The organism is Erwinia sp. S43 (assembly GCF_016624745.1).
Classification (GTDB): Bacteria; Pseudomonadota; Gammaproteobacteria; order Enterobacterales; family Enterobacteriaceae; genus Erwinia; species Erwinia coffeiphila.
This window is the reverse complement of sequence record NZ_JACVTX010000008.1, coordinates 159,101-180,664: the sequence shown is the minus strand read 5'-3', so window position 1 is coordinate 180,664 and position 21,564 is coordinate 159,101. Positions and strand designations below refer to the sequence as shown.

Sequence of the window (21,564 nt, the reverse complement as noted above, 5' to 3'; positions counted from 1 at the left end):
TTTACACCTTCTCCACGTTGACCAGGAACGCCTTAAATTCCGGCGTTTGCGTATTGGCATCACCGACGAACGGCGTCAGGGTATTCGCCAGGAACCCCTTCTTCGCCACGCCGGTAAAGCCCCAGTGAAGCGGGATACCGATGGTGTCGACCGTTTTGCCGTCGATCATCAGCGGCCGCAGGCGCTTGGTCACCACAGCCACGGCCTTGATGTAGCCACGATTAGAGCTGACCTTCACCCAGTCCCCTTTGGCAATACCCAGCTTCTCCGCCAGCACTTCACCGATTTCAATAAACTGCTCCGGCTGCGCAATGGCGTTAAGCCGCGCATGCTTGGTCCAGTAGTGGAAATGCTCGGTGAGGCGGTACGTTGTTCCGACGTACGGGAACTCCGCCGCCGTGCCCATTGCCTTCAGGTCGTCGGCAAAGATGCGTGCCGCCGGGTTTGAAATCACCGAAGGATGCAGCGGGTTAGTGCCGATCGGCGTTTCAAACGGCTCGTAGTGTTCCGGGAACGGCCCCTCGGCCATTTTGTCGAGGGCAAACAGACGCCCCAGCCCTTCCGCCTGCATGATAAACGGCCCGGCCTCGCTGCCCGGCGGAGCCGTGCCGTAGTCAGCAACGTCCTGCCCGGTCCATTTTGCGCCATCCCAGTGCAGTAGCTGGCGCTCAGGGTCCCACGCTTTCCCCTGCGGGTCGGCAGAGGCACGGTTATAGAGGATGCGGCGGTTAAGCGGCCACGCCCAGCTCCAGTTCGGCGTATTGCCCAGGCCGGACGGGTCGCTGTTATCGCGCCGTGCCATCTGGTTGCCTTCCGGCGTCCAGCTGCCGGCAAAGATCCAACAGCCGCTGGCCGTCGTGCCGTCGGCACGCAGCTGTGCAAAGCTGCTGAGCTGCTGGCCTTTTTTCACCAGTACGGTGCCTTTGTCGTCGACCAGATCGACCAGCGCGCGGCCGTTGCTCTCCTGCGCGACCTCTTCCGATGCCGGTGAATCCGGCGTCAGGTAATCCCAGGTCATGTTCAGCACCGCCTCCGGCAGTGCGCCGCCCTCGCTGGCGTAGAGCTTGCGCAGACGCGAGTAGATGCCGGCCAGGATTTCACCATCGTTGTGCGCTTCACCCGGACCGTCCGCCGCCTTCCAGTGCCACTGCAGCCAGCGCGCCGAGTTGACGATCGATCCGTCTTCTTCTGCAAAGCAGGTTGACGGCAGGCGGAACACTTCCGTCTGGATATCAGCCGGATGCACATCGTTAAACTCGCCGTGGGACTGCCAGAAGGTCGAGGTTTCGGTGTTTAGCGGATCGATAACCACCAGGAATTTCAGCTTCGACAGCGACTCGCTGACTTTCTTTTTATGCGGGAAGGAGGCCAGCGGGTTAAAGCCCTGGCACAGATAGCCGTTCACTTCGCCACGGTGCATCATGTCGAAGTAGCGCAGCACGTCGTAGCCTTTATCCCACTTCGGCAGCCAGTCAAAGCCCCAGTTGTTTTCCGCCTGCGCTTTATCACCCCACCAGGACTTCATCAGGCTGATAAAGAACTTGGGATAGTTGCCCCAGTAGTTCACCTGGCCCGGCAGCAGCGCTTTCGGCGTGTTGGCATCCAGATAAGCGGGCAGCGTGGCCTGTTTGTCGGAAGGCAGGTTCATATAGCCGGTCAGGCTCTGCGACAGCAGGCCAAGGTCGGTTAATCCCTGAATATTGGAGTGGCCGCGCAGGGCGTTAATGCCGCCGCCCGCCATGCCCATGTTGCCAAGCAGCAGCTGGATCATCGCCATAGTTCGGATGTTCTGCGCACCCACCGAGTGCTGCGTCCAGCCCAGAGCATAGAGGAAGGTCGCGGTACGATCGCGGGCGCTGGTCTCTGCCAGCATTTGGCAGACTTTCAGGAAATCCGCTTTCGGCGTGCCGCAGATGCGCTCCACGATTTCAGGCGTATAGCGGCTGACGTGCGTTTTCAGCAGGTTCCACACGCAGCGGGGGTGCTGTAGCGTAGGATCGCGCAGGGCATAGCCCTCGCCATCCAGCTGATAGTTCCAGCTGCTCTTATCGTAGCTGCGCGTTTCCGGGTCATAACCGCTGAACAGGCCGTCTTCAAAGCTGAAGTCTTCCCGTACCAGCAGGCTGGCATTGGTGTAGGACGCGACGTATTCATGCTGGACGGTATCATGTTCGATCAGGTAACGCAGAACGCCGGACAGGAAGGTAATATCGCTGCCGGAACGGATAGGCGTATAGAAATCAGCGACCGACGCGGTTCGTGTGAAGCGCGGATCGATAACGATAAGTTTGGCGTTGTTATGGATTTTGGCTTCCATCGCCCAGCGGAATCCCACCGGATGCGCCTCAGCGGCGTTGCCACCCATGACAATAATCAGATTCGCATTGCGGATGTCGACCCAGTGATTGGTCATCGCACCGCGACCGAACGTAGGAGCAAGACTTGCTACCGTAGGTCCGTGTCAGACGCGCGCCTGGTTATCGACGGCAAGCATGCCGAGCGAACGGGTGATTTTCTGCGTCAGATAGCCAGTTTCATTGCTGGAGGCGGAAGCGCACAGCATGCCGGTACTCAGCCAGCGGTTAACGGTGACGCCGTCTTCATTGCGGGCAATAAAGTTGGCATCGCGATCGTCCTTCATCAGGCGGGCAATGCGATCGTAGGCTTCATCCCAGCTGATGCGCTGCCAGCTATCGGAGCCGGGTGCGCGATATTCGGGATATTTGAGGCGGCTGTCGCTGTGAATGTAATCCAGCAGGCCAGCCCCTTTCGGGCAGAGCGCACCGCGGTTAACCGGATGGTCCGCGTCGCCTTCAATGTGAAATATTGACTGTTTGGCATTTTTTGCGCCATCGCCCATGCTGTAAATCAGCAGGCCGCAGCCAACAGAACAGTAGGTGCAGGTGTTGCGGGTTTCACGAGCGCGTAACAGCTTGTACTGGCGGCTCTCCGCCAGCGCGGCAGTCGGGACAAATCCCAGAGCGGCAGCCGTGGTGCCTGCCATCCCTCCCGCGCAGATTTTAAAAAAACGTCTTCTGCTGACATTCATCGCATTCTTCCTGTATCGATGTTGTTCAATTATTTTTGCGGCGCTTCCTTCAGAGGTTCACAATTGCCTCAGTTTAAACGCATACGGTCGTAATGTTACCACATTAACCGTGTGGTTGTTGGTTAAGGATAAAACAGATTGAGCGAAAAACAGCACAATATCGACAAAAAATCGGCAGAGGTTATCGGGGCCGGTTTAGCTGAGGTGTGGCCGCGAGACAACCTGCAACACTCCCGTTCGGACTGGCTGGCGGAAGAGGTTCCGGTGGCGCTGGTGTATAACGGCATCTCCCACGTCGTGATGATGGCCACGCCGAAAGATCTGGAAGCATTCGCCATAGGTTTCTCGTTATCAGAAGGGATTATCAGCAGCCCGACGGAGATTTATGGCATCGATATTCATCCCGCCTGCGAAGGGATTGAAGTGCACGTTGAGCTGTCCAGCCGCCGGTTTATGGGGCTGAAAGAGCGCCGCCGGGCGATGGCCGGGCGTACCGGATGCGGTGTCTGCGGCGTGGAGCAGCTGGAAGAGATCGGCAAACCCATCGACGCTCTGCCGTTCAGCCAGACCTTTAACCTCGACCATCTTGATACGGCCCTGCGTCAGTTGGGTAACTTCCAGCCGGTGGGCCAGCTGACCGGCTGCACCCATGCCGCCGCCTGGATACGGCCTGACGGTAATTTAACCGCCGGTTGTGAAGATGTTGGCCGCCACGTGGCGCTGGATAAACTGCTTGGCCTGCGCAGCCGGGCCGACTGGGGTGTGGGCGCAGTGCTGGTGTCCAGCCGCGCCAGCTATGAGATGGTGCAGAAGGCCGCGATGTGCGGCGTGGAGATCCTGTTTGCCGTCTCCGCCGCGACTCGACTGGCGGTTGAAGTGGCTCAGCGCAGCAATCTGACGCTGGTCGGCTTCAGCAAGCCCGGCCGCGCGATGGTGTATACCCACCCGCAGCGGCTGATCGGCGGCTGAGTTAAACCAGCAGAACCTGCGGAAGTTTCTGCTGTAAGGCCGCCAGTGCAGGCAGTGCGGCGGCACCCTGATCGCTGATTAGCGTACCGATCTGCTGGACGCTGGCGTAGTTTATGCGGCTGCTGATGCCGATTTTCGTGTGGTCGGCCAGCAGGATCAGGCCGCCAGCCTGTTCGGTCATCGCTCTGGCGATAGCCGCCTCATGCGGATGGAAGCTGCTGGCCCCCTGCCTGGCGTCCACGCCCACCGGCGACAGCAGCGCCAGGTCGGCACGATAACGATAAATTTCACTGACCGTCAGCTCACCGCGCGTTTCCTGCGCCCCCGCCCGCATGCTGCCGCCCAGCAGGATCACCTCGTTGTTCAGCGTCTCGTGTTCTTCCGCTGCACTAAGTTTTAGCGCGGCATTCAGGCTGTTGGTGATAATCGTCAGGCCGGACATCGAACGCAGTTCTTCGGCCAGCATGGTGGTGGTGCTGCCCGCATCAATAAACAGGGTCTGCCCGGGCTGTAAAAGCTGCACTGCCGCTCGGGCAATCGCCCGCTTTTCTTTTGCCATGGAGGCACTGCGCACGGTCAGCGGCGGTTCCGGTGCGGCGTCCAGGGCGACCAGGCCGCCGTGTACCCGGCGCGCCATGCCCTGCGCTTCCAGCTCGATAATGTCACGACGGGCAGTTTCCCGGGAGATACCCAGCTCTTTAATGATTCGCTCGGTACTCACCTGATTCAGCGTACTGAGCAGCGCGCGGATGCGGTGTAAGCGTGTTTCCTGCAGCATAATTCTGATTTCCTGACGATAACTCACCGTCATAGCCTAACTGACAATGCGGTACTCTGCATGTGTATTTTATTGCATTTGTGTATTTTGTTGCATTTGTCGAAAAAGTTGCCATGATAATCCCCAGACATCACTGAATGCCTGCCGCCGGGCAAACCTCATTTTTGTAACGGGAGCAATCAATGGCTACACGTTCAACCATCATGGATACCAACAGTTTTCGAGCCGAGCACGCTGACGGGCTGGATGCCGACGTGCGTAAACTGACCGATAAGCGCAGCAAAGTGCTGGGCGAATCCTACCGCCTGTTCTACCGCAAGCCGGTGCATCTGGTGAAAGGTAAGGGACAGTATCTGTGGGATGCGGCGGGAAACAAATATCTCGACGTTTACAATAACGTTGCCAGTATTGGCCACTGCCACCCGGCGGTGATTGATGCGGTATATCAGCAGATGCAGCAGCTGAATACCCACACCCGTTATCTGCACGAATCGATCCTTGATTACTCCGAACAGCTGCTCGCCACCGCACCGGCCGCTGTCGATCGCGCCATGTATATGTGTACCGGTTCGGAGGCCAACGATCTGGCAATCCGTATTGCGCGTTCATACAGCGGCGGTACGGGCATTATCGTCAGTCAGGAAGCCTATCACGGTACCAGCGATCTGACTTCCGGCGCTTCTCCGGCGCTGGGTAGTGGGCAGCCGCTCGCAGCAACCACCCGTCTGGTGCCGCCGCCGGATCATTATCGCGTTAATAGCCCCGATCTCGGTGCCTGGTTCGCCGCTGAAATTCAGAAGCAGATCGACGATATGGCCGCGCACGGCATCAAGTTCGCCGGTTTCCTTGCCGATTCCATCTTCTCCTCCGACGGCGTGCTGCCGGGGCCAAGAGGCTTCCTGAAGCAGGCCGTTGACGTGGTACATAAGAACGGCGGTATCTTTATTGCCGATGAGGTCCAGCCGGGCTTCGCTCGTACCGGTGATACCTTCTGGGGCTTCGCCCGCCACGACGTCGTGCCGGATGTGATCACCACCGGTAAACCGATGGGCAACGGGATACCGGTTTCCGGCCTGCTGGCCAAAAGTGACGTGCTGGCCGCGTTCAGTGACGATATCCCTTACTTCAATACCTTTGGCGGCAACCCGGTGGCGATGGCCGCAGCACAGGCGGTGCTGAAGGTGATTGAAGAAGAAAAGCTACAGGAACACAGCCGCGTGGTGGGAGCGAAACTGTTGGCGGAACTGTTAACGCTGAAAGATAAGTACGAGTGCGTGGGCGACGTGCGCGGTGCCGGGCTGTTTATCGGTTTTGAACTGGTGACGGATAAAGCCAGCAAAACCCCGAACAAGCCGCTGGCGCTGGACGTTACCGAGATGTTGCGCGACAACCATGTTCTGACTTCAGTAGCCGGGCCTTACGGCAATGTGCTGAAGCTGCGCCCACCGTTGGCATTCCAGGAAAGCGACATCGACTGGCTGGTCGGTGCGCTGGACAAGTCGCTGGCGGCGCTCACCCGCTAGTTTGCCGCTCTGCTGGCCGGGTCAAACCGGCCAGATCCCCCGACTGCCGGGTTAAATTTTCCTTAGATCATTTCATTGTAACCCTGCGGCGAAATGCTATAACCCGTGCATCTCAGCAGCTGCGAACGATACCCTTACTTTGTTCGGGGCATTGATAACCCTTTTCCCGATCATTTATTTAACTATAATGATCCGACTGCTTACCCGGTGCCGTACTGGTGCCCCCCTGATATTAATGGAGATGATGAACATGAGTTATTCACTACCATCCCTGCCTTACGCATACGATGCGCTGGAACCCCATTTCGACAAGCAGACGATGGAAATCCATCACACCAAACACCACCAGGCTTACGTTAACAACGCTAATGCAGCGCTGGAAGGCACTGAATTCGCTAACCTGCCTGTTGATGAACTGATCGCTAAACTGGACCAGCTGCCAGCGGATAAGAAAGGCCCACTGCGTAACAACGCCGGTGGCCACTCTAACCACAGCTTCTTCTGGAAAGGTCTGAAAACCGGCACCACGCTGGGCGGCGATCTGAAAGCGGCTATTGAAAAAGATTTCGGCAGCGTTGACGCGTTCAAAGCAGAATTCGAAAAAGCAGCAACCACCCGTTTCGGTTCAGGCTGGGCGTGGCTGGTTAAGAAAGGTGACAAGCTGGCGGTCGTTTCTACTGCTAACCAGGACAGCCCGCTGATGGGTGAAGCGATCTCCGGTGCATCCGGTACGCCAATCATCGGTCTGGACGTGTGGGAACACGCTTACTACCTGAAATATCAGAACAAACGCCCTGACTACATCAAAGCATTCTGGGATGTGGTTAACTGGGATCAGGCTGCTGCCCTGTTCGCTGCTGCGAAGTAATTTGCTGCAGGCGTGATAAAAGCCGGTGACGCGATGCGTTGCCGGTTTTTTTATACCGATGCTTAACCTGCTTCCTGCTTCCTGCTTCCTGCTTCCTGCTTCCTGCTTCCTGCTTCCCACACGTATCCTTTCATCCCTCCGCACGCAAACATATAAAAATGCTGGCTAATTGCATTTATCTGATTTTACATACTGATAATCACCCATCGATCAGCGCTTAATTCTGTTATATATGGACATCTGGATGGCTAATAAGATTTTGTGTTAGCTTATGCTCTTTCGTTTGTTGCCTGCCGTGATAATTCATTAAAAAATGCAGCGCACCCTCATTGATTAGCCAGAGAATACACGCCTGTGACCGCGCAAAATCGCCTTGAAATGCGCCATATCTCCATCGCTTTTGGCGGCTTTATGGCACTCAAATCCGTCGACCTGACCCTCGAGGGACACTCTGTTCATGCACTGACCGGTGCCAACGGGGCCGGTAAATCAACGCTGATGGCCGTCTTGTCAGGCGCCTACGATCACTTTACCGGTGAAATTCTGCTCGACGGTCAGCCGGTGAGCATTCGCTCCCCGCGTGATGCCAAACAGCTGGGCATTCACCTGGTTCAGCAGGAAGTGGATGTGGCGCTGGTTCCCGGCCTGAGCGTGGCGGAAAATATCATGCTGGACCGGCTGGCCGAAGGCGGCCAGCTGTATCGCTGGGGAGCCATGCGCCGCCAGGCCCGTTCGCTGCTGGAACAGCTGGATGTGCAGATAGATGTCCGCCGTAAGGTTGAGCACTGCACGCTGGCGGAAAAACAGCAGATTTTACTGGCCCGCGCGCTATCGCATCACTGCCGCTTCCTGATTCTGGATGAACCAACGGCACCGCTGGATCAGCATGAAAGCGAGCGCCTGTTTGCAGTGGTTCGTCGGCTACAGGACAGCGGGATTGGCGTGGTGTTTATCTCGCACCGCATCCACGAACTGAAGGCGATCTGCGATCGCCTGACGGTGCTGCGCGATGGCGAGCAGATTGAAAGCGGACCCATGCAGGATCTGAGCGGCGAACAGATTGTGGAAAAAATGCTGGGCCACCAGTTGGACGACATCTATCCACCGCGCCGCCCACCGTTCAGCGAGGAGATCCTGCTGCATATTGACGGTCTGCACGATGAACAGCTGCTGAAGGATATTACGCTGACGCTGCGTAAGGGCGAGATCCTGGGCATTGCCGGACTGGCGGGCGCAGGGAAAACCGAGCTGTGCAAGGCACTGTTCGGTGCCAGCGCCAGCCGGGTTACGCGCGGCGAGCTGCGCGGCAGGCCATGGAAGCCTTCAACGCCCCATGCCGCCGTTGAAAAGGGCATGGCGCTGATCCCCGAGGAGCGGCGCAAAGAGGGCATCTTTGTTGATGAATCGGTGGTGATGAATCTTAGCGTCAGCGCCGACAACAGCTTTTCCCGCTGGAGCCTGTTCGGCCATCGCCAGGCATGGCGCTGGGCGGAAGAGGTCATCAACAGGCTGGGTATTCGCACCACCGGCCCGCGACAAACGCTGCGCCGCCTGTCCGGCGGTAACCAGCAGAAAGTGGCGATTGGTAAATGGCTGCGAAACGATGCCGACGTGCTGATTTTCGACGAGCCGACAAAGGGCGTTGATATCAAAGCAAAAACAGACCTGTTTGAACTGATCGACGGACTGGCTCGCCAGGGTAGAGGGGTGATTTATGCCTCCGGCGAATTTGCCGAACTGGTCGGACTGTGCGACCGCATCTGCGTACTGTGGGACGGGCGCATTGTGGCCGAAATGGCCGCCAGTGAAACCGACGAAGAAACACTTTTACTTTATTCCACCGGAGGAACACCTGCGTGAGCAGCAAAGAAATTTCCCTCAAGCCGACAGCATCTGTCCGGCACCAGCTGTTTGATTTTCTCTATAAGTGGGGAATGTTGCTGACGGTAGCGGCGCTGATTATCGGTTTTGGCCTGGCGTCAGACAGTTTCCTGGAACCGAGTAACATCATCAATATTCTGCGATCTATCGCTATCGTGACGGTGATTGCAATTGGCGTATCGATATCGCTGACTATCGGCGGTTTTGACCTCTCCGTCGGCTCAACCGCATCGCTGGCCAACTCGCTGGTGATCTCCTTTTTCGTCTGGTACGGATTCGGCCCCACGGCGGCGATTGCACTGACGCTGCTGCTTTGTACGCTGGTTGGCCTGTTTAACGCCTTTATGATCGTCGTGCTAAAGATCCCTGACATGCTGGCCACGCTCGCCAGTCTGTTTGTGGTGCAGGGTGTGGCGATGACCTATAGCTTTGGCGGCTCCATTACCGAAAACATGGTGTTACCAAGCGGTGATATGGCCGAAGGCACCATTCCGGCGGTGTTCTCGCTGCTGGGCCAGGTACCAATTATCGTTATCGTAATGTTGGTGGTGACGGTGCTGGCGCAGCTGCTGCTCTCCCTTACCAAGCACGGACGCCGTATGTACGCCATCGGTGGTAATCCGGAGGCTGCACGCCTGTCCGGTATTCGTACCAACCGTTATCGCGTGGTGGCGTACGTTATCGCCTCGCTGCTGGCCGGGCTGGGCGGTATTCTGCTGGCATCCCGTATCGGTTCTTCGCAGGTTAACGCCGGCGGTGGATACTTAATGGATGCCGTTGCCGCAGCGTGGATTGGGCTTTCTCTGGCCGGGGCCGGGAAGCCAAACGCGCTGGGAACCCTGCTTGGAGCGGTAATCCTCGGCGTGCTGCAAAACGGCCTGGTGATGCTATCCGTTCCCTACTATGCCATGGATATTATTAAAGGCCTGGTGCTGGCGGTTGCGCTGGCGATAACCTACGTTCAGCGTCGGCAGTAACGACTGCCGGACCCACCCTGGCCCGAATAAAACGGTTTATATGCCTTGCGCAGTAAACCGTTTTTTCATTCATCATTACAAACATACAGTGGGGTAGTCAGCCCCGAAACCAGCCATGCATGTTGATTAAATCGCGTCAGATACAGGATAAAAGATCGGCTCTTCATCAGGTTACGATAAAAAACCTCATCCGGAACCGTATCTGTCTCACTGACAATACTCTGGCCCCAGGACAGTTCCAGTGCGTGGTTTTCAGGATGATAACGGTAATCCATTAGCAGTGTTCTGCTCAATATGAAGCGCCCCTCAGGTGCAACCAGACGACCGGTATACAGTAATGCCAGCCTTTTGCTGCCCAACGTGGTCAGGCTCAGACGCCCCTCCATATGTGCCAATGCATCAGGCTGTCTTATCTCAATATCCACCTTCGCGCTACAGGAAAGCACCAGCTTATTATTAGCAAAATAGGTATTTTTTTTGCCCGGGATGATAATGCCTCCCGCAATTAAACATAGAGCAGCGAAGCAGAAAAAAAGTATTTTCTTCATGGTTTATGTATGGTTAGTGAAAGATAGTTCTCACACTTCGATTTATTTTCTCTCTGGTCAGAGAAGCATTGCACAAGAAAAGCCGCCTGCTGATTATGCTCTGCATCATTTGTAAATTGAGTCGTCTTGAGATAAATGTGACTTTTTTTATTAACGCAGTTAATGTTTTTTTGATTGATGATTTTCTTAACGATATCCATTTTATTCTTATCGACAATTTCCCTACCTGATTCTAAATCAAAAACATGGCACAGCCCAACTGAAGAAAATGCGCTTTTATCTCTGGAGAAAAAACCATTCGGGAAACGGGACGTGATAATAACCAACGAGAATAAAATGACTGCCAGAATAATGAAATTGATATTAAAAATTTCTCGTCTAATGAAAATATTTATGAAGCGTTGAAATCTTTTTATTTTACCTTCTCTGGTATCAGGCTTTAATTCCGTAAAACTATCTTCCTCCTCCTCCTCCTCAATTCTTTCTTCTTGCCTACACTGACTGTCGATGACTATCAGAACCTCAGCTTCAAGCCTGAACCCCTCTCTTGGGGAGGTAATGATGATATCCTCCATCCCCAGCTGTGAAAAAATCTTTCTCAGAAAGCTGATATGATTACTAAGATTGTTACTGGAGGGGCTCAATCCGTGATTTCCCCAAACATTTTGTAGTAACTCATCACGTGTTAACGTAATACCCGAATGAGTAACCAGTTCATTCAAAAGCCTGCAGCCCGGTTTTGAAAGCTGTACTGGGATATTTTCTTCCCCTAACAGAATCAGCATTCCAGTGCAAGCATCAAACTCCACCAAATTATTTATTGAGTATTTCATTAGGTATCTGTATGTGAGGGTTCATTGATATATTCATGAGTATCATTTCTTTCAGGACCAAAACAATCTCATCTGACATTCTTAACGCCTTACTTATAAGGATCATTCATTTAATCATTAGGTTTTTAAGTAATGCCACATCTTAATTTTGCGAGCTAATGTTCTTAATAAATTACATTTTTAACCAAAAGACAGAATATAATGCTGAAATAAATTAAAAAATTGGATTATTGTTATGTAATTTTTAACTAATTGATATTAAGTTTTGATTTATGAAAACAAAAGTTATCATTGAACCACTTGATTATCAGGGGGTTTGTTTTTTATTAATCGGCAGGAGCCGGGTTTACTAAGAAGGAGTTATAAAATGATTGAATCCACCAGGGGTTTTCAAAGAGCAACATCCGTAGAACGTGTTATCAATGCACTTCATGATTTTTTTAAAGAAAGTGATTCAAATGATGATGCCACGGCATATGCCAGTACCAGAGATATCGCCGACAGATCTGAACTCAGCATCTATAATGCACGGCATATTTTAATCAAGCTGGAAAAAGAAGGCGTTATTACTTCCGTTAAACTGCGGAAGAGTCTTTACTGGAATAAAACCGACTCATTCACGGGTTAACTCAAAACAAAATGACGCATTCAGTTCTACTGAATGCGTTTTTATATACCCAATTAAAAAATCTGCACCAACATTACTTTTTCGCATTTTCTGGATAAACATCTGAAACGCGCAGATCATAAACCATAGTTGCATTAGGCGGTACTTTAGGCGGATATCCTTTATCACCATACGCCAGCGCAGGCGGAACAACAATGGTAATAGACCCATGGTTTTTAAGCTTTGACAACGCTTCGCGGAATACCGGCGGGAATGCTGATATCGGCTGAGTCAGCACAATACCTTTAGCATCCATATCCTCAATAACCATGCCATTGGCCAGACTCTCTTTTACAACGACATCAATTGTTGCGCCCGAAGGAATAGGCGTATCTCCCGTATACCCGAGACGATACCAAAAACCAGATTCACTTTTTTTGACATTCTTCTGTTTGGTAAAATTAGCCATGAAGTTTTTAGTCGACTTGTCTAAATCGCCCATGTACTTCTCACGACCCGATTTTACCCGTTCGCTGATGTTCATTAATGCCTTATGCAACTCAGCTGGAGGAAGCTTTTCCTTCCCCTGGAAGGAATCGATGATCCCAGCAAGAACGCTCGGTTTATCACTATCCGTTGATGCCCAGTTACGGTTTTCGGCCTGGAGCTGGAGAATCTCTGTTCCAAGAGAAACACCTATTGCATATGCCTCACGGGTTGATTTCTTCTTCAGCGTTTCAGAGTTAATCTCCAGCAAGCCTTTAGCTTTGGATGAAACATTCTGTTTTGTCGCTTCGGTAAGCTCGGCCTGAGTTGCATCCAGTTTTAGCTGCAGCTCCTTAATCTTATTCTCTGCCGCCTTGTTCTCTGCGGTGAGTTTTGAATCATCAGTTTTGACCGCCTCTCCGCCGGTAGTAACAGCTTTTTTCTGCAGCATCAACGCAGTATCTAACTGCCCCTGAAGGGCTTTTATTTTAAGCTGACTATCAGCCAGTTGAGCCGCACCAGGTGCGTTATCTAACTGGTGCTGTAATTTATCTTTCTCTGACTGAATAGCGCTTTGCTGTTCCTGGGCTGAAACCAGTTTGCCCTGCAGCTCTTTTAACTGCATAACAAGAGCGGCATGACTTGCCTCATTACCCTTAAGATCGCTTTGTAGCTTCTGCTGGAATTCCTGTTTTTCAGCAAGCAGAGCCGTCTGCTGAACCTGTAATGCATCCAGTTTTTCCTGAAGCGCCTTAATTGTATTATCAGCCAATTGCTTCTCTGCCAGCAGAATGACATTGCTAGCTTTCACCTGTTGGCTGGTGCTGATTTCCTTTTTCTGCAGCTGTATAGCGCTGGCATCCAGCTCACTTTGCAGGGCCTTCACCTTCTGCTGGCTGTCGGCCAACTGCGCAGGGGTGGGGGCATGTTCAATCTGACGCTGAAGTTTTTCTTTATCTGCCAACAAAACCGTTTGCTGCTGCTGGGCGGTGGTCAATTTATCCTGCAGCTCTTTAAGCTGCACGGCTATCGCTGCGCTATTTGCTTCTTTACTAAGCAGATTGTTTTGCAGCTTTTGCTGAAGTTGTTTCTGTTCTGACTCCAGAGCCGCTTGCTGAATTTGGGATGCGGCCAGCTTCTCCTGTAGCGCTTTAATCTTATCTTCCGCTGATTTTTTCTCAGCGATTAGCATTTCGCTGCTCGATTTAGCCTGCTCAGCGGCGCTGCGTTCTTGTTTCTGTAGCAGCTGGGCATGGGCATCCAGCTGATTTTTCAGCTTAATAACCTGCTGCTGACTATCGGAAAGTTGGGCAGGCGTAGGAGCCGCCGCCAGCTGTTGCTGCAGCTGCTGCTTTTCGTTTTCTAAATCAGTGAGTTGCTGCTGCCGGGAAGCCAGCTCTTCCTCAAGTTTATTCTGCTGTTTTTTGACTCTTTCAAGCGTTTCACTTACGCTGCCATGCCCGGAGATCTGCAACATAAGCTGTTTATTATCGTCAGCATACTGCTTGTTTTCGTTCTCTAACTTGCGCATGGAAGCTTCAAGTTGTTGAACCTGTGCCGACGCCTGTGATGATTTCTGGCGGCTTGCAGCAAGGTCCGATTCCAGCCGGTCTTTTTCCTTGTTCAGCTTTTCAAGCCTGGCACTCAGCGATGTTTCACGTACGCCGTGCAACTCAGCATTGTTCTTCTTGAGAACCACGGTTTTGTTTTGTAAATCATCAAGCTGTAATTTCAGCTCTTTTTGCTTTTCTTGCATCGCAGCTTCTGCCAGCCGGGCATCTGCCGCCCGCTGATTAGCCTGCTTCAGATTTTCAGCAAGAGCGTCAGGTGCAGGGCGTAAAGTGAAAGTCCTGTAGAGGCTCTCAATCATATTTTGAACCATCTTCACATCTTGCGGTGAAGCCGCTGGAACAGCAGCTACTGCCGCAGACGCTTTCTCAGCTGCCTGCTTGAGTGTAGTAAGTTGCTTTTCGAGTTTTTGAATGGTCTGACTTTGCGCCGCAATCTCACGCTCTTTTTGGACAACATGCCCCTTTAACTGGAATAGCTGACGCCGTTCAGACTCAGTCATCAGAGCCTGATTGACTACGGGTGCAGGCACAGGTTTTTTAGGTACAGACGACACATTACGCTTCGGTTTAGGCGCTTTTTTGGCGGGTTTGTACCGCGGAGTGTCGATCTGTTCTTGCTGATACTTACGCGCAAACTGAAGAACCGCAGGTGCTTCATTTGGCTCGGCATAGGCTGGCCTGCCAACAACCGTCAGGCTAAATATGAGCAACGCAATCTGGGAATGAACGAAAGGGAATGCGCCTGGCTTACGGTTCATGGACGAGCCTCACCTCGGCGCGTCAGTCCATCCAATAATGTTTGAGCGATCTGAGCACAAAGCAGATTAGCTCGATAACGATACAGGGCATCTACTGTGTCCTGCGTATCGGCATTAATCTTTTGGCGGAGGTTAGCGTATTGAGCAGCGCCATTCATCAGGTAGTCGAAAGAATTACGCATACGCGTGTACTGCGCCGGGCTCATCACTTTCAGTGCCTCCAACTGAGACTGGCACTGCTGTAGCTTTTCACTTTCCGTCTGATATTTTTCGCTGTGCGTCTCCGCATTGCTATTCTGCCGGGCAAGCACCGGCTTTCCGCTGTCAATAGCAGCGGAAGCAGATACAGCACCCGCAGTGGCAGATTGCACTTGTGCAGTATTGGATGATGAACGGACCATCGATTTACCTGTATTTGATGTGGTCTGACAACCCAATAAAAAAAATGCAAAAAATAATATTGCATTATTTCTTGCATACAAAAATAAATTGGAAGATGTTTTAATCATGAATATCTCAGTTATTTTTCACGGGCACGCCATGATTCACACCACCCTTCCTGAAGAAGCCAATAGTTCAGCTCGGCAGGACGAATCATGTTCAGCTTAGACATAATATTTCGTTTATGGGCACTTACTGTTTTTTCACTGATGTGAAGAAAACGGGCCACCGCACCATTACTAATACCCCGAGCGAGATAACGAAGTATCTCCGTTTCACGCCTGGTAAGATTGTTTTTAGATCGTACTGAACACGGTGGTATTAAAATGTTGCGCAAATCAGATTGTGGCTCAAGGTGATTACGGATAGCTTTAGCAACATCATCAACGGCCTGATCTCTGTATAACGAAGTATACTGATTTAACTTGCTGATTTTCAGTGTGTTTGCTGTATTACTCGATGCAGCATCATGAATGATAAACACGCTTAATGCGCGAGAAGCCAATCTACGATTCAAATAGTGAAGATTCGCAACCGATACTGTGTCAGCAGACAAAAATATTAGTTTGGCCCGACTGTTAAAAACGCAGTCGGTAAACTCTACGTTCAGCCCCATTGATGATGAATTATCACTGATGCAATTCATTAGCCCTTCAGCAAAAAAGCGATTAGGGTCATTGATGACAACTGTTAAATGGTTTCTTTTCATAAATAGATCCTGATGTTATCCCTAACCCGAGAAGTTGTTATTTAATCTCAACAACTACCCCGCTATCTCCTGATGGCAATCGTTGGGATTGTATCTCAGAGCATTTAATAAAAAAAGCAAGCCGTCATTAATACATAAACTGCGATATAATATATCGCACATATTTTATTGATAGTTTAGATCGTCGCAAGAGGTTATTTTTTATTTTAATGGCGATGTTTAGTTTCTTACTTAATGACATATTTTTAAGTAAGAAGCCATCTGTGGATACTGAGTGAAACCTACTGTTTTAACTGGAAAAATCAACCGTTAAAAAGGAAAGTGTTGCTGAGCATCTTTTTAATGTTTTTAAAAATTAATGTCAAGACACTCAGCCAACACACAACTTAGAAAGAATAATTAATGCAGAAGGGATTTCATTTCTACTGTCATGTCATTACCAAAATCATTGAATAATTAGATTATTCATATTCGAGATAAAATGTTGCAACAGCGGTAAATGGACCCAACACAATGTTTTTTTTAGTTATGGCTTCCGGTTCCGCCTGAACGTATGCTTTAAAGTAAATTTCATTGCTTCCCTCTTTCAGCTGGTAATCCGAAGTCTTTTTACCGAGCGGAAGAGATGAACCATCAGCCGTTTCAAGCCCAACCGCAATACCTGATGTTTTCCCCCCTTCCGTTATCGCAAGGAGGTTAGGCAGTGCAATGCTTCTCTGTCCATCGAAAGATATTCTTACATTCTTGCCTACGCTCAAATCGCACTCAGACAGTAATAGACTGAATTGGCGAGAGTATGATCGCCCGTAAATATAAAGTGACTTTTCAATAACTGAATCAAAATTAAGACTAAGCGACTCATTACCCTGATCTATGATACAGGGCTGAGCAACTAACTGCCCCGAAAAGCGCAGATTGTCTGCACCACTACTATCCTCTACAGAATATGCAGATGAACCAGCTGATAAGGTCGATATCAGCAGGCTGGTATATAAAAAAGATCGGCTAAGTCTGAGATATCTTTTCATCCAGCCAGCTCCTGTTAGTGATATTCAGCCTTTAATGTAGCCGTTGCTTCAAAAGTACCATCCGTTAATGTTCCTCCGGATTTATTCACAGGAACAGCCCATATTTCCGGTTGACTATTATAATTAATATCAATAGGTTTGTTCAGGCTAAATTTAGTCTTCGAACCACCGCTACCATAGTAAATTTGAATTCCAAGATCGCCAAGATTGGTTTTAATGACACCATCACCGTAGGCACCGCTCCCAACCAGCGTTAACTGTAGATCCAAACCTGAAGTACCGTCACCACATTTTAGTTTATAAGGAACAGGCTGCATAAAATTAACCCCATCGATTTTACTAATAGGCATACGACCTGGGAACGCAATAACGATCTGTGATCCGGTTTCATCCACACCAATAGTACATTGTGGTGGAATAACTAACGTTCCGGTAAATTTCAAATTATCTGCAGCGTTAACCTGATTACATAATAAAATAGCCAGTGCGAATGCGGTGCCATTTTTCAATAAATTCATCATTACTTTCCTTGTTATCTGATTATTGGTAATCCAGTCCAACATTAATCAGTGACCACCAGTTACCGGCAACTAAGCTTGCACGCGTACGCTCGGGGGCGATTATATAGACTAACTGATTATTCCCCGGTGTGAGTTGTAAAGGAGTGGCATGGCCACCAACACGGACATCTCTTCCGAGCATATCCTTAAGTCGCAATGCCAATCCGCTGGCTCCGTTGACCTGAATCAACTCCGGATTATCAGGGTCCAAAGGAGCCTTAAAGCTAATGGAAACGGATGGTTGCCTGTTGCTCCAGTTGACGTTGCCCGTGAAGCTATCACTCACTCTTGAAGCAGAAGATGCACAATCCTCCAGCTTTATTTCAAACCTCACGGCTTTACCACGTTCACCAATATGTCGTAGCTGTGCAGTTCCTATATTTCCCATGGAGATATCTTGCCAGGCAGAGCTGGTAGCCAAACGGCAGGCACTTTCCGTTAGCGAACCATGAACGTGTATTTCGCCATGTGCACCGTCTACCTCCCAGTTATCCGCGGCCAGAATGGCAGGATGATATAAAGTACATGCAGCAAAAATTGCAGACGCAACGGCGCACCTGATTGAATGAGAGGGCCTTTCATTCTGTACCAACGGGCTGCAATTTATTTTTCTCTGCTGTTTTTGCACACCTGATCTCCTTATCCCGCAGTTTATTCTTTATATCCGTTATTAAGATTTAATCGGCGTCGCCTTGCAGGTAATGCCACTACAGGTAAATTTCAGCTGAGGGCGCCCACCGTAGTCATTGATATAAGTTAATACCGGACTATCGCCTAATACTGCTGCACCAGATTTAATCGGAGCCTGGCCGTTTGGAGCAATCATTACGGCTTCAAAATCTTTTGCAGACGGTCCCTTCACGCGACTACTGGCATCGACGAGAGTGACATAGTATGGCGTCGGATTATTAACCACATAACGATCTCCCTGGCGAGTCAGCGTGAGTTTTTCCTGCCACGGTATGCTGTTGCTCTGAATCATCAGCGCAGCAGGACGGTAAAAGAGTTTTACACGTGTCTGGAGTGCGATTTGCAGTGTATTTGGCTTATCGCTGCGTGGTGGAATCTCTCGCAGGTTAAAATAGAACAGCGATTCGCGTTCCTGGGGCAGGCTCTTTTCTGCGCCCACCGACTGAATCCTAACCTGGCTTTGAGCACCAGGCTCAATGCGCTGAACTGGTGGTAATACAGTTAATGGCGAAGATACTTTGTTACCTTTCTCATCTTCAAGCCATGCCTGAGCCAGATAGGGCAGCTGTTTATTTTCGTTACTGACGCTAAGACTCACCGATTTTTGGCCACCGTCAAATACAATGCGGGTACGATCTAACGCAATAGCCGCAAATGCAGACTGGATCATCAATGGAGCCAGTACCAGCCCCATAATAATTTTTTGTTTCATTTTCTCATCTCATCTATTTTTTATTACCAGCCACCATGTGGCATGGCAACAGTAAATTTGTCTCTTCGCTGATTAACAGATTCTTAGGCAGTGACAATTCACATTTTTCTTTGCCATCCCAGAATACTTTCATGGTTTCACCTGCTTTAATGCCAGACAGATATACGCTACCGCCATCATTAACAATCCCGACGCTCTGATTTCTGCTATTTCTGACGGTGGCACCAAATGGCGGTGTAGACCCATCTGCCAGACGGAGTACCGCCATCGCTTTTTCCCCAGAAATAACTTCGAATTTACGATAACCAATTGCGCCTTCAGTCAGGGTCGCCTGAGTGACAGAACGAATAGCTTCAGAATTCTTTGGTAACTTATTGAGATCGATTCTAAGTTTGTTTCGGTAATAATTACTCACGTCAGCTATTACAACTTTTCCGAAGCGGTTAGACGAGCTCGTTGCGCCATAACCACTAACTGGAACATCCGCCACACCATCGGTATCCAGAAGAATACGGGTTCCCCCAATAATACTGGTTCTGTGCAATGCTGCACCTTTCAGTGTTGCAGTTGCCCCACCCTGGACGCTCAATCCCACCGAGCTGTATTCTCCTTCCTGATAAGTGGCATTAGCATCAATCTGGGCAATATCACCTTCATGAGTATAATAACCACTTGCCAGCGCCTTACTGTGTGATAGTCCACTACTGACCTGATAGTTGTTATGTTCATCGATCCGTCTGTAATAGCTCGCTTTATTTGTATTTTCAGAACGCCCCCAACTGCCGTTATAGCTCAGGCTGGCATCGGTGCCGATCGGTAATGATAGCGACAAGTACATCCCGTCATCAGTATGACCGTTATATTTATTTCGGAAAGCAGTTAATGACAGACTTAAGTTTTTTAAGCGACCTAAGTCAAAATAGCTTGACACTGTCATATCGTAGCGATCGTTATCTGGTCTGTCCCAATATGTCTGATGGTTATAATTAAGGTACGCACTAACGCCAGTATCACGGAACTGCTGGTTAAAGGAGATGGTATACATCTCTTTACTGTTTTGCGTGCGGACTCCGGTTATTCTGGCATCGAGATATTCACTCATGCTCATGTAGTTTTTCTGCGAGAAGCGATATCCCGCAAAGGTCACCTGATTATCATAGTCATCAAAGCGCTTCGAATAGCTCAAGCGATATGAACCGCCCGAGTATAGCTCATCACTATGAGGCAATTTTGCCCTGGATTGCGTTGCGTCAAATGAAAGAGCGCCAAGGAATAACAGATCGCGACCAATACCTAATGCAAGAGCATTATATCTGCCGTCGGATACACCACCGCCATATAAAGACCAGCCGTTATTAATACCCCAAGAGAACTCTCCGGAGCCAAACATCGGTCCATTAGCATGATGTCGCCAGTCTGTAGGGCGACCAGATGCAATTTTGTAACGGATTGTTCCTGGACGAGTCAGATAAGGAATGTTCGCCGTATTGATCGAAAATTCCTGCACGCTTCCGTCCTGCTCTTCAACGCGTACATCTAATTTACCGGTAACCGCATCGTTAATATCCTGAATACGGAATGGACCAGATGCGACCTGAGTTTGCTGTAACACACGCCCTTGCTGAGTGATAATGACTTTTGCGTTAGTTTTCGCTACGCCGGTAACTTCTGGCGCATAGCCACGTAGATTGGGCGGCAGCATCGCATCATCGGTTGCCAGCGAAGCGCCGGTAAAACGGAAGCTGTCAAAAATATCAGAGTTGAGGTAGTTCTCACCCAACGTCAGTTTTGCACCAAGACGAGCTATGGTCCTGTAGGCGTAATAACGACTCCAGTCCCAGGTCATCTTGTTAGATGCTCCATTACCTGACTGATGATTGTAACGGCTTTGCCAATCGGCACGAAAACGCCATACGTCAAAGTTGGCACCTACGGTACCATTGCCACTAACATCATAACTCTTTTCTCCGCCCTTACTTTGGCGTTGTCCCTGAGCATTGACGTTATAGTCGAACAACAGCCCTGGAATACCATTGTCCCAGCGCGAGGGCGGGTCCCAGTCATCAGAGGTATATTCCAGGTAAGCCTGCGGAATGCTGAGATAAACCGTCGATACGGACAGATCGCTTTTAACCACCGTTCCTTTCAGACTGTCAGCAACCAGGCAGCGTCCATTGTGCCACCAGGTCAGTTTGTTCTTCATTGGTGGCTTCAGGCCAATTTGCTCTACCAGCTCTGGTGTAATACATGCTTCACTGCCTTTAGGATCGTTATCCGGAGCATAAAAGCTAACTGGCTGTTCTCTCAGCTGCTGCTTGTTAATATTGACGGACATGATGTAATCACCCGGCATAACGAAACCAGCACGGGAAAACTGATTGAGGTCGATATTTTTACGATCGTTAACATCGAGTACATCGACGTTAAAATTGAAGTCCTGGGATTTAGCGGGAAAGACAGCGCCGCTGATGATGCAACTAATGATTAATCCCAGAATATGCGGGCGTGTAGAAAAAGACCTAAAATAATATGGCGTCATCATTCCCTGACCTTTTTTATTCCATTCAGCGCCATAG

General features: G+C 50.3%; 18 protein-coding genes. 6 read left to right on the top strand and 12 right to left on the bottom strand.

Going from position 1 to position 21,564, the window contains the following annotated elements; genetic code table 11:
• Position 1: 1 nt before the first annotated feature.
• Positions 2-3,049 carry a formate dehydrogenase-N subunit alpha gene (gene fdnG, locus IBT47_RS12760; protein WP_200560696.1) on the bottom strand — a complete coding sequence of 1,016 codons (3,048 nt, stop codon included), beginning with the start codon at positions 3,047-3,049 and terminating at the stop codon, positions 2-4.
• Between the two features lie 183 nt (positions 3,050-3,232).
• Between fdnG and fdhD the strand changes: the two genes are divergently transcribed.
• Complete coding sequence (gene fdhD, locus IBT47_RS12755; protein WP_347710572.1) at positions 3,233-4,018, top strand: formate dehydrogenase accessory sulfurtransferase FdhD; 786 nt, start codon at positions 3,233-3,235, stop codon at positions 4,016-4,018.
• Between the two features lies 1 nt (position 4,019).
• On the opposite strand, the gene IBT47_RS12750 is transcribed toward fdhD, so the two are convergent.
• On the bottom strand, positions 4,020-4,796 hold the full coding sequence (locus tag IBT47_RS12750; RefSeq protein ID WP_105593632.1) for a DeoR/GlpR family DNA-binding transcription regulator: 777 nt from the start codon (positions 4,794-4,796) through the stop codon (positions 4,020-4,022).
• A gap of 182 nt (positions 4,797-4,978) precedes the next feature.
• Between IBT47_RS12750 and IBT47_RS12745 the strand changes: the two genes are divergently transcribed.
• The 4 genes from IBT47_RS12745 to IBT47_RS12730 all read left to right on the top strand — a co-directional run bounded on the left by IBT47_RS12745 (position 4,979) and on the right by IBT47_RS12730 (position 10,045).
• A complete protein-coding gene (locus IBT47_RS12745; RefSeq protein ID WP_200560694.1) occupies positions 4,979-6,319 on the top strand; it encodes an aspartate aminotransferase family protein in 1,341 nt (446 codons plus the stop codon).
• 250 nt (positions 6,320-6,569) lie between these two features.
• Positions 6,570-7,187 carry a superoxide dismutase [Mn] gene (sodA, locus tag IBT47_RS12740; protein WP_105593634.1) on the top strand — a complete coding sequence of 206 codons (618 nt, stop codon included), beginning with the start codon at positions 6,570-6,572 and terminating at the stop codon, positions 7,185-7,187.
• 354 nt (positions 7,188-7,541) lie between these two features.
• A complete protein-coding gene (locus tag IBT47_RS12735) occupies positions 7,542-9,047 on the top strand; it encodes a sugar ABC transporter ATP-binding protein (protein ID WP_200560693.1) in 1,506 nt (501 codons plus the stop codon).
• Positions 9,044-10,045, top strand: a complete 1,002-nt coding sequence (locus IBT47_RS12730; RefSeq protein ID WP_105593636.1) for an ABC transporter permease — start codon at positions 9,044-9,046, stop codon at positions 10,043-10,045. The genes IBT47_RS12735 and IBT47_RS12730 overlap by 4 nt, the downstream gene beginning before the upstream one ends.
• Before the next feature lie 65 nt (positions 10,046-10,110).
• Here the strand turns inward: IBT47_RS12730 and IBT47_RS12725 are convergent, their stop codons facing one another.
• Positions 10,111-10,593: a hypothetical protein gene (locus IBT47_RS12725; protein ID WP_200560692.1), complete on the bottom strand. Its 483-nt coding sequence runs from the start codon at positions 10,591-10,593 to the stop codon at positions 10,111-10,113.
• Positions 10,590-11,426 (bottom strand): winged helix-turn-helix domain-containing protein, encoded by an 837-nt coding sequence (locus IBT47_RS12720; RefSeq protein ID WP_200560691.1) that lies wholly within the window; start codon positions 11,424-11,426, stop codon positions 10,590-10,592. Before IBT47_RS12720 ends, IBT47_RS12725 begins: the two co-directional genes overlap by 4 nt.
• 367 nt (positions 11,427-11,793) lie before the next feature.
• Here IBT47_RS12720 and IBT47_RS12715 point away from each other — a divergent pair, with 367 nt between their 5' ends.
• Complete coding sequence (locus IBT47_RS12715; RefSeq protein WP_200560690.1) at positions 11,794-12,054, top strand: FaeA/PapI family transcriptional regulator; 261 nt, start codon at positions 11,794-11,796, stop codon at positions 12,052-12,054.
• A 73-nt stretch (positions 12,055-12,127) separates the two neighbouring features.
• Here the strand turns inward: IBT47_RS12715 and IBT47_RS12710 are convergent, their stop codons facing one another.
• From IBT47_RS12710 to IBT47_RS12675, 8 genes are all read right to left on the bottom strand, one after another.
• Positions 12,128-14,848: an FKBP-type peptidyl-prolyl cis-trans isomerase N-terminal domain-containing protein gene (locus IBT47_RS12710; protein WP_200560689.1), complete on the bottom strand. Its 2,721-nt coding sequence runs from the start codon at positions 14,846-14,848 to the stop codon at positions 12,128-12,130.
• Positions 14,845-15,357: a hypothetical protein gene (locus tag IBT47_RS12705; protein WP_234471869.1), complete on the bottom strand. Its 513-nt coding sequence runs from the start codon at positions 15,355-15,357 to the stop codon at positions 14,845-14,847. The genes IBT47_RS12710 and IBT47_RS12705 overlap by 4 nt, the downstream gene beginning before the upstream one ends.
• An 11-nt stretch (positions 15,358-15,368) precedes the next feature.
• Positions 15,369-15,998 (bottom strand): LuxR C-terminal-related transcriptional regulator, encoded by a 630-nt coding sequence (locus IBT47_RS12700; RefSeq protein WP_200560688.1) that lies wholly within the window; start codon positions 15,996-15,998, stop codon positions 15,369-15,371.
• A 461-nt stretch (positions 15,999-16,459) separates the two neighbouring features.
• Positions 16,460-17,026, bottom strand: coding sequence for a fimbrial protein (locus tag IBT47_RS12695; RefSeq protein WP_200560687.1), 567 nt, complete (start codon positions 17,024-17,026; stop codon positions 16,460-16,462).
• A 14-nt stretch (positions 17,027-17,040) separates the two neighbouring features.
• Entirely contained in the window at positions 17,041-17,547 is a 507-nt protein-coding gene (locus IBT47_RS12690; RefSeq protein ID WP_200560686.1) for a fimbrial protein, read from the bottom strand.
• 19 nt (positions 17,548-17,566) lie between these two features.
• Positions 17,567-18,214 (bottom strand): fimbrial protein, encoded by a 648-nt coding sequence (locus IBT47_RS12685; protein WP_264546343.1) that lies wholly within the window; start codon positions 18,212-18,214, stop codon positions 17,567-17,569.
• 42 nt (positions 18,215-18,256) lie between these two features.
• Positions 18,257-18,988, bottom strand: coding sequence for a fimbria/pilus periplasmic chaperone (locus IBT47_RS12680; protein ID WP_200560685.1), 732 nt, complete (start codon positions 18,986-18,988; stop codon positions 18,257-18,259).
• 13 nt (positions 18,989-19,001) lie between these two features.
• Positions 19,002-21,527, bottom strand: a complete 2,526-nt coding sequence (locus IBT47_RS12675) for an outer membrane usher protein (protein WP_200560715.1) — start codon at positions 21,525-21,527, stop codon at positions 19,002-19,004.
• Positions 21,528-21,564: the final 37 nt, after the last annotated feature.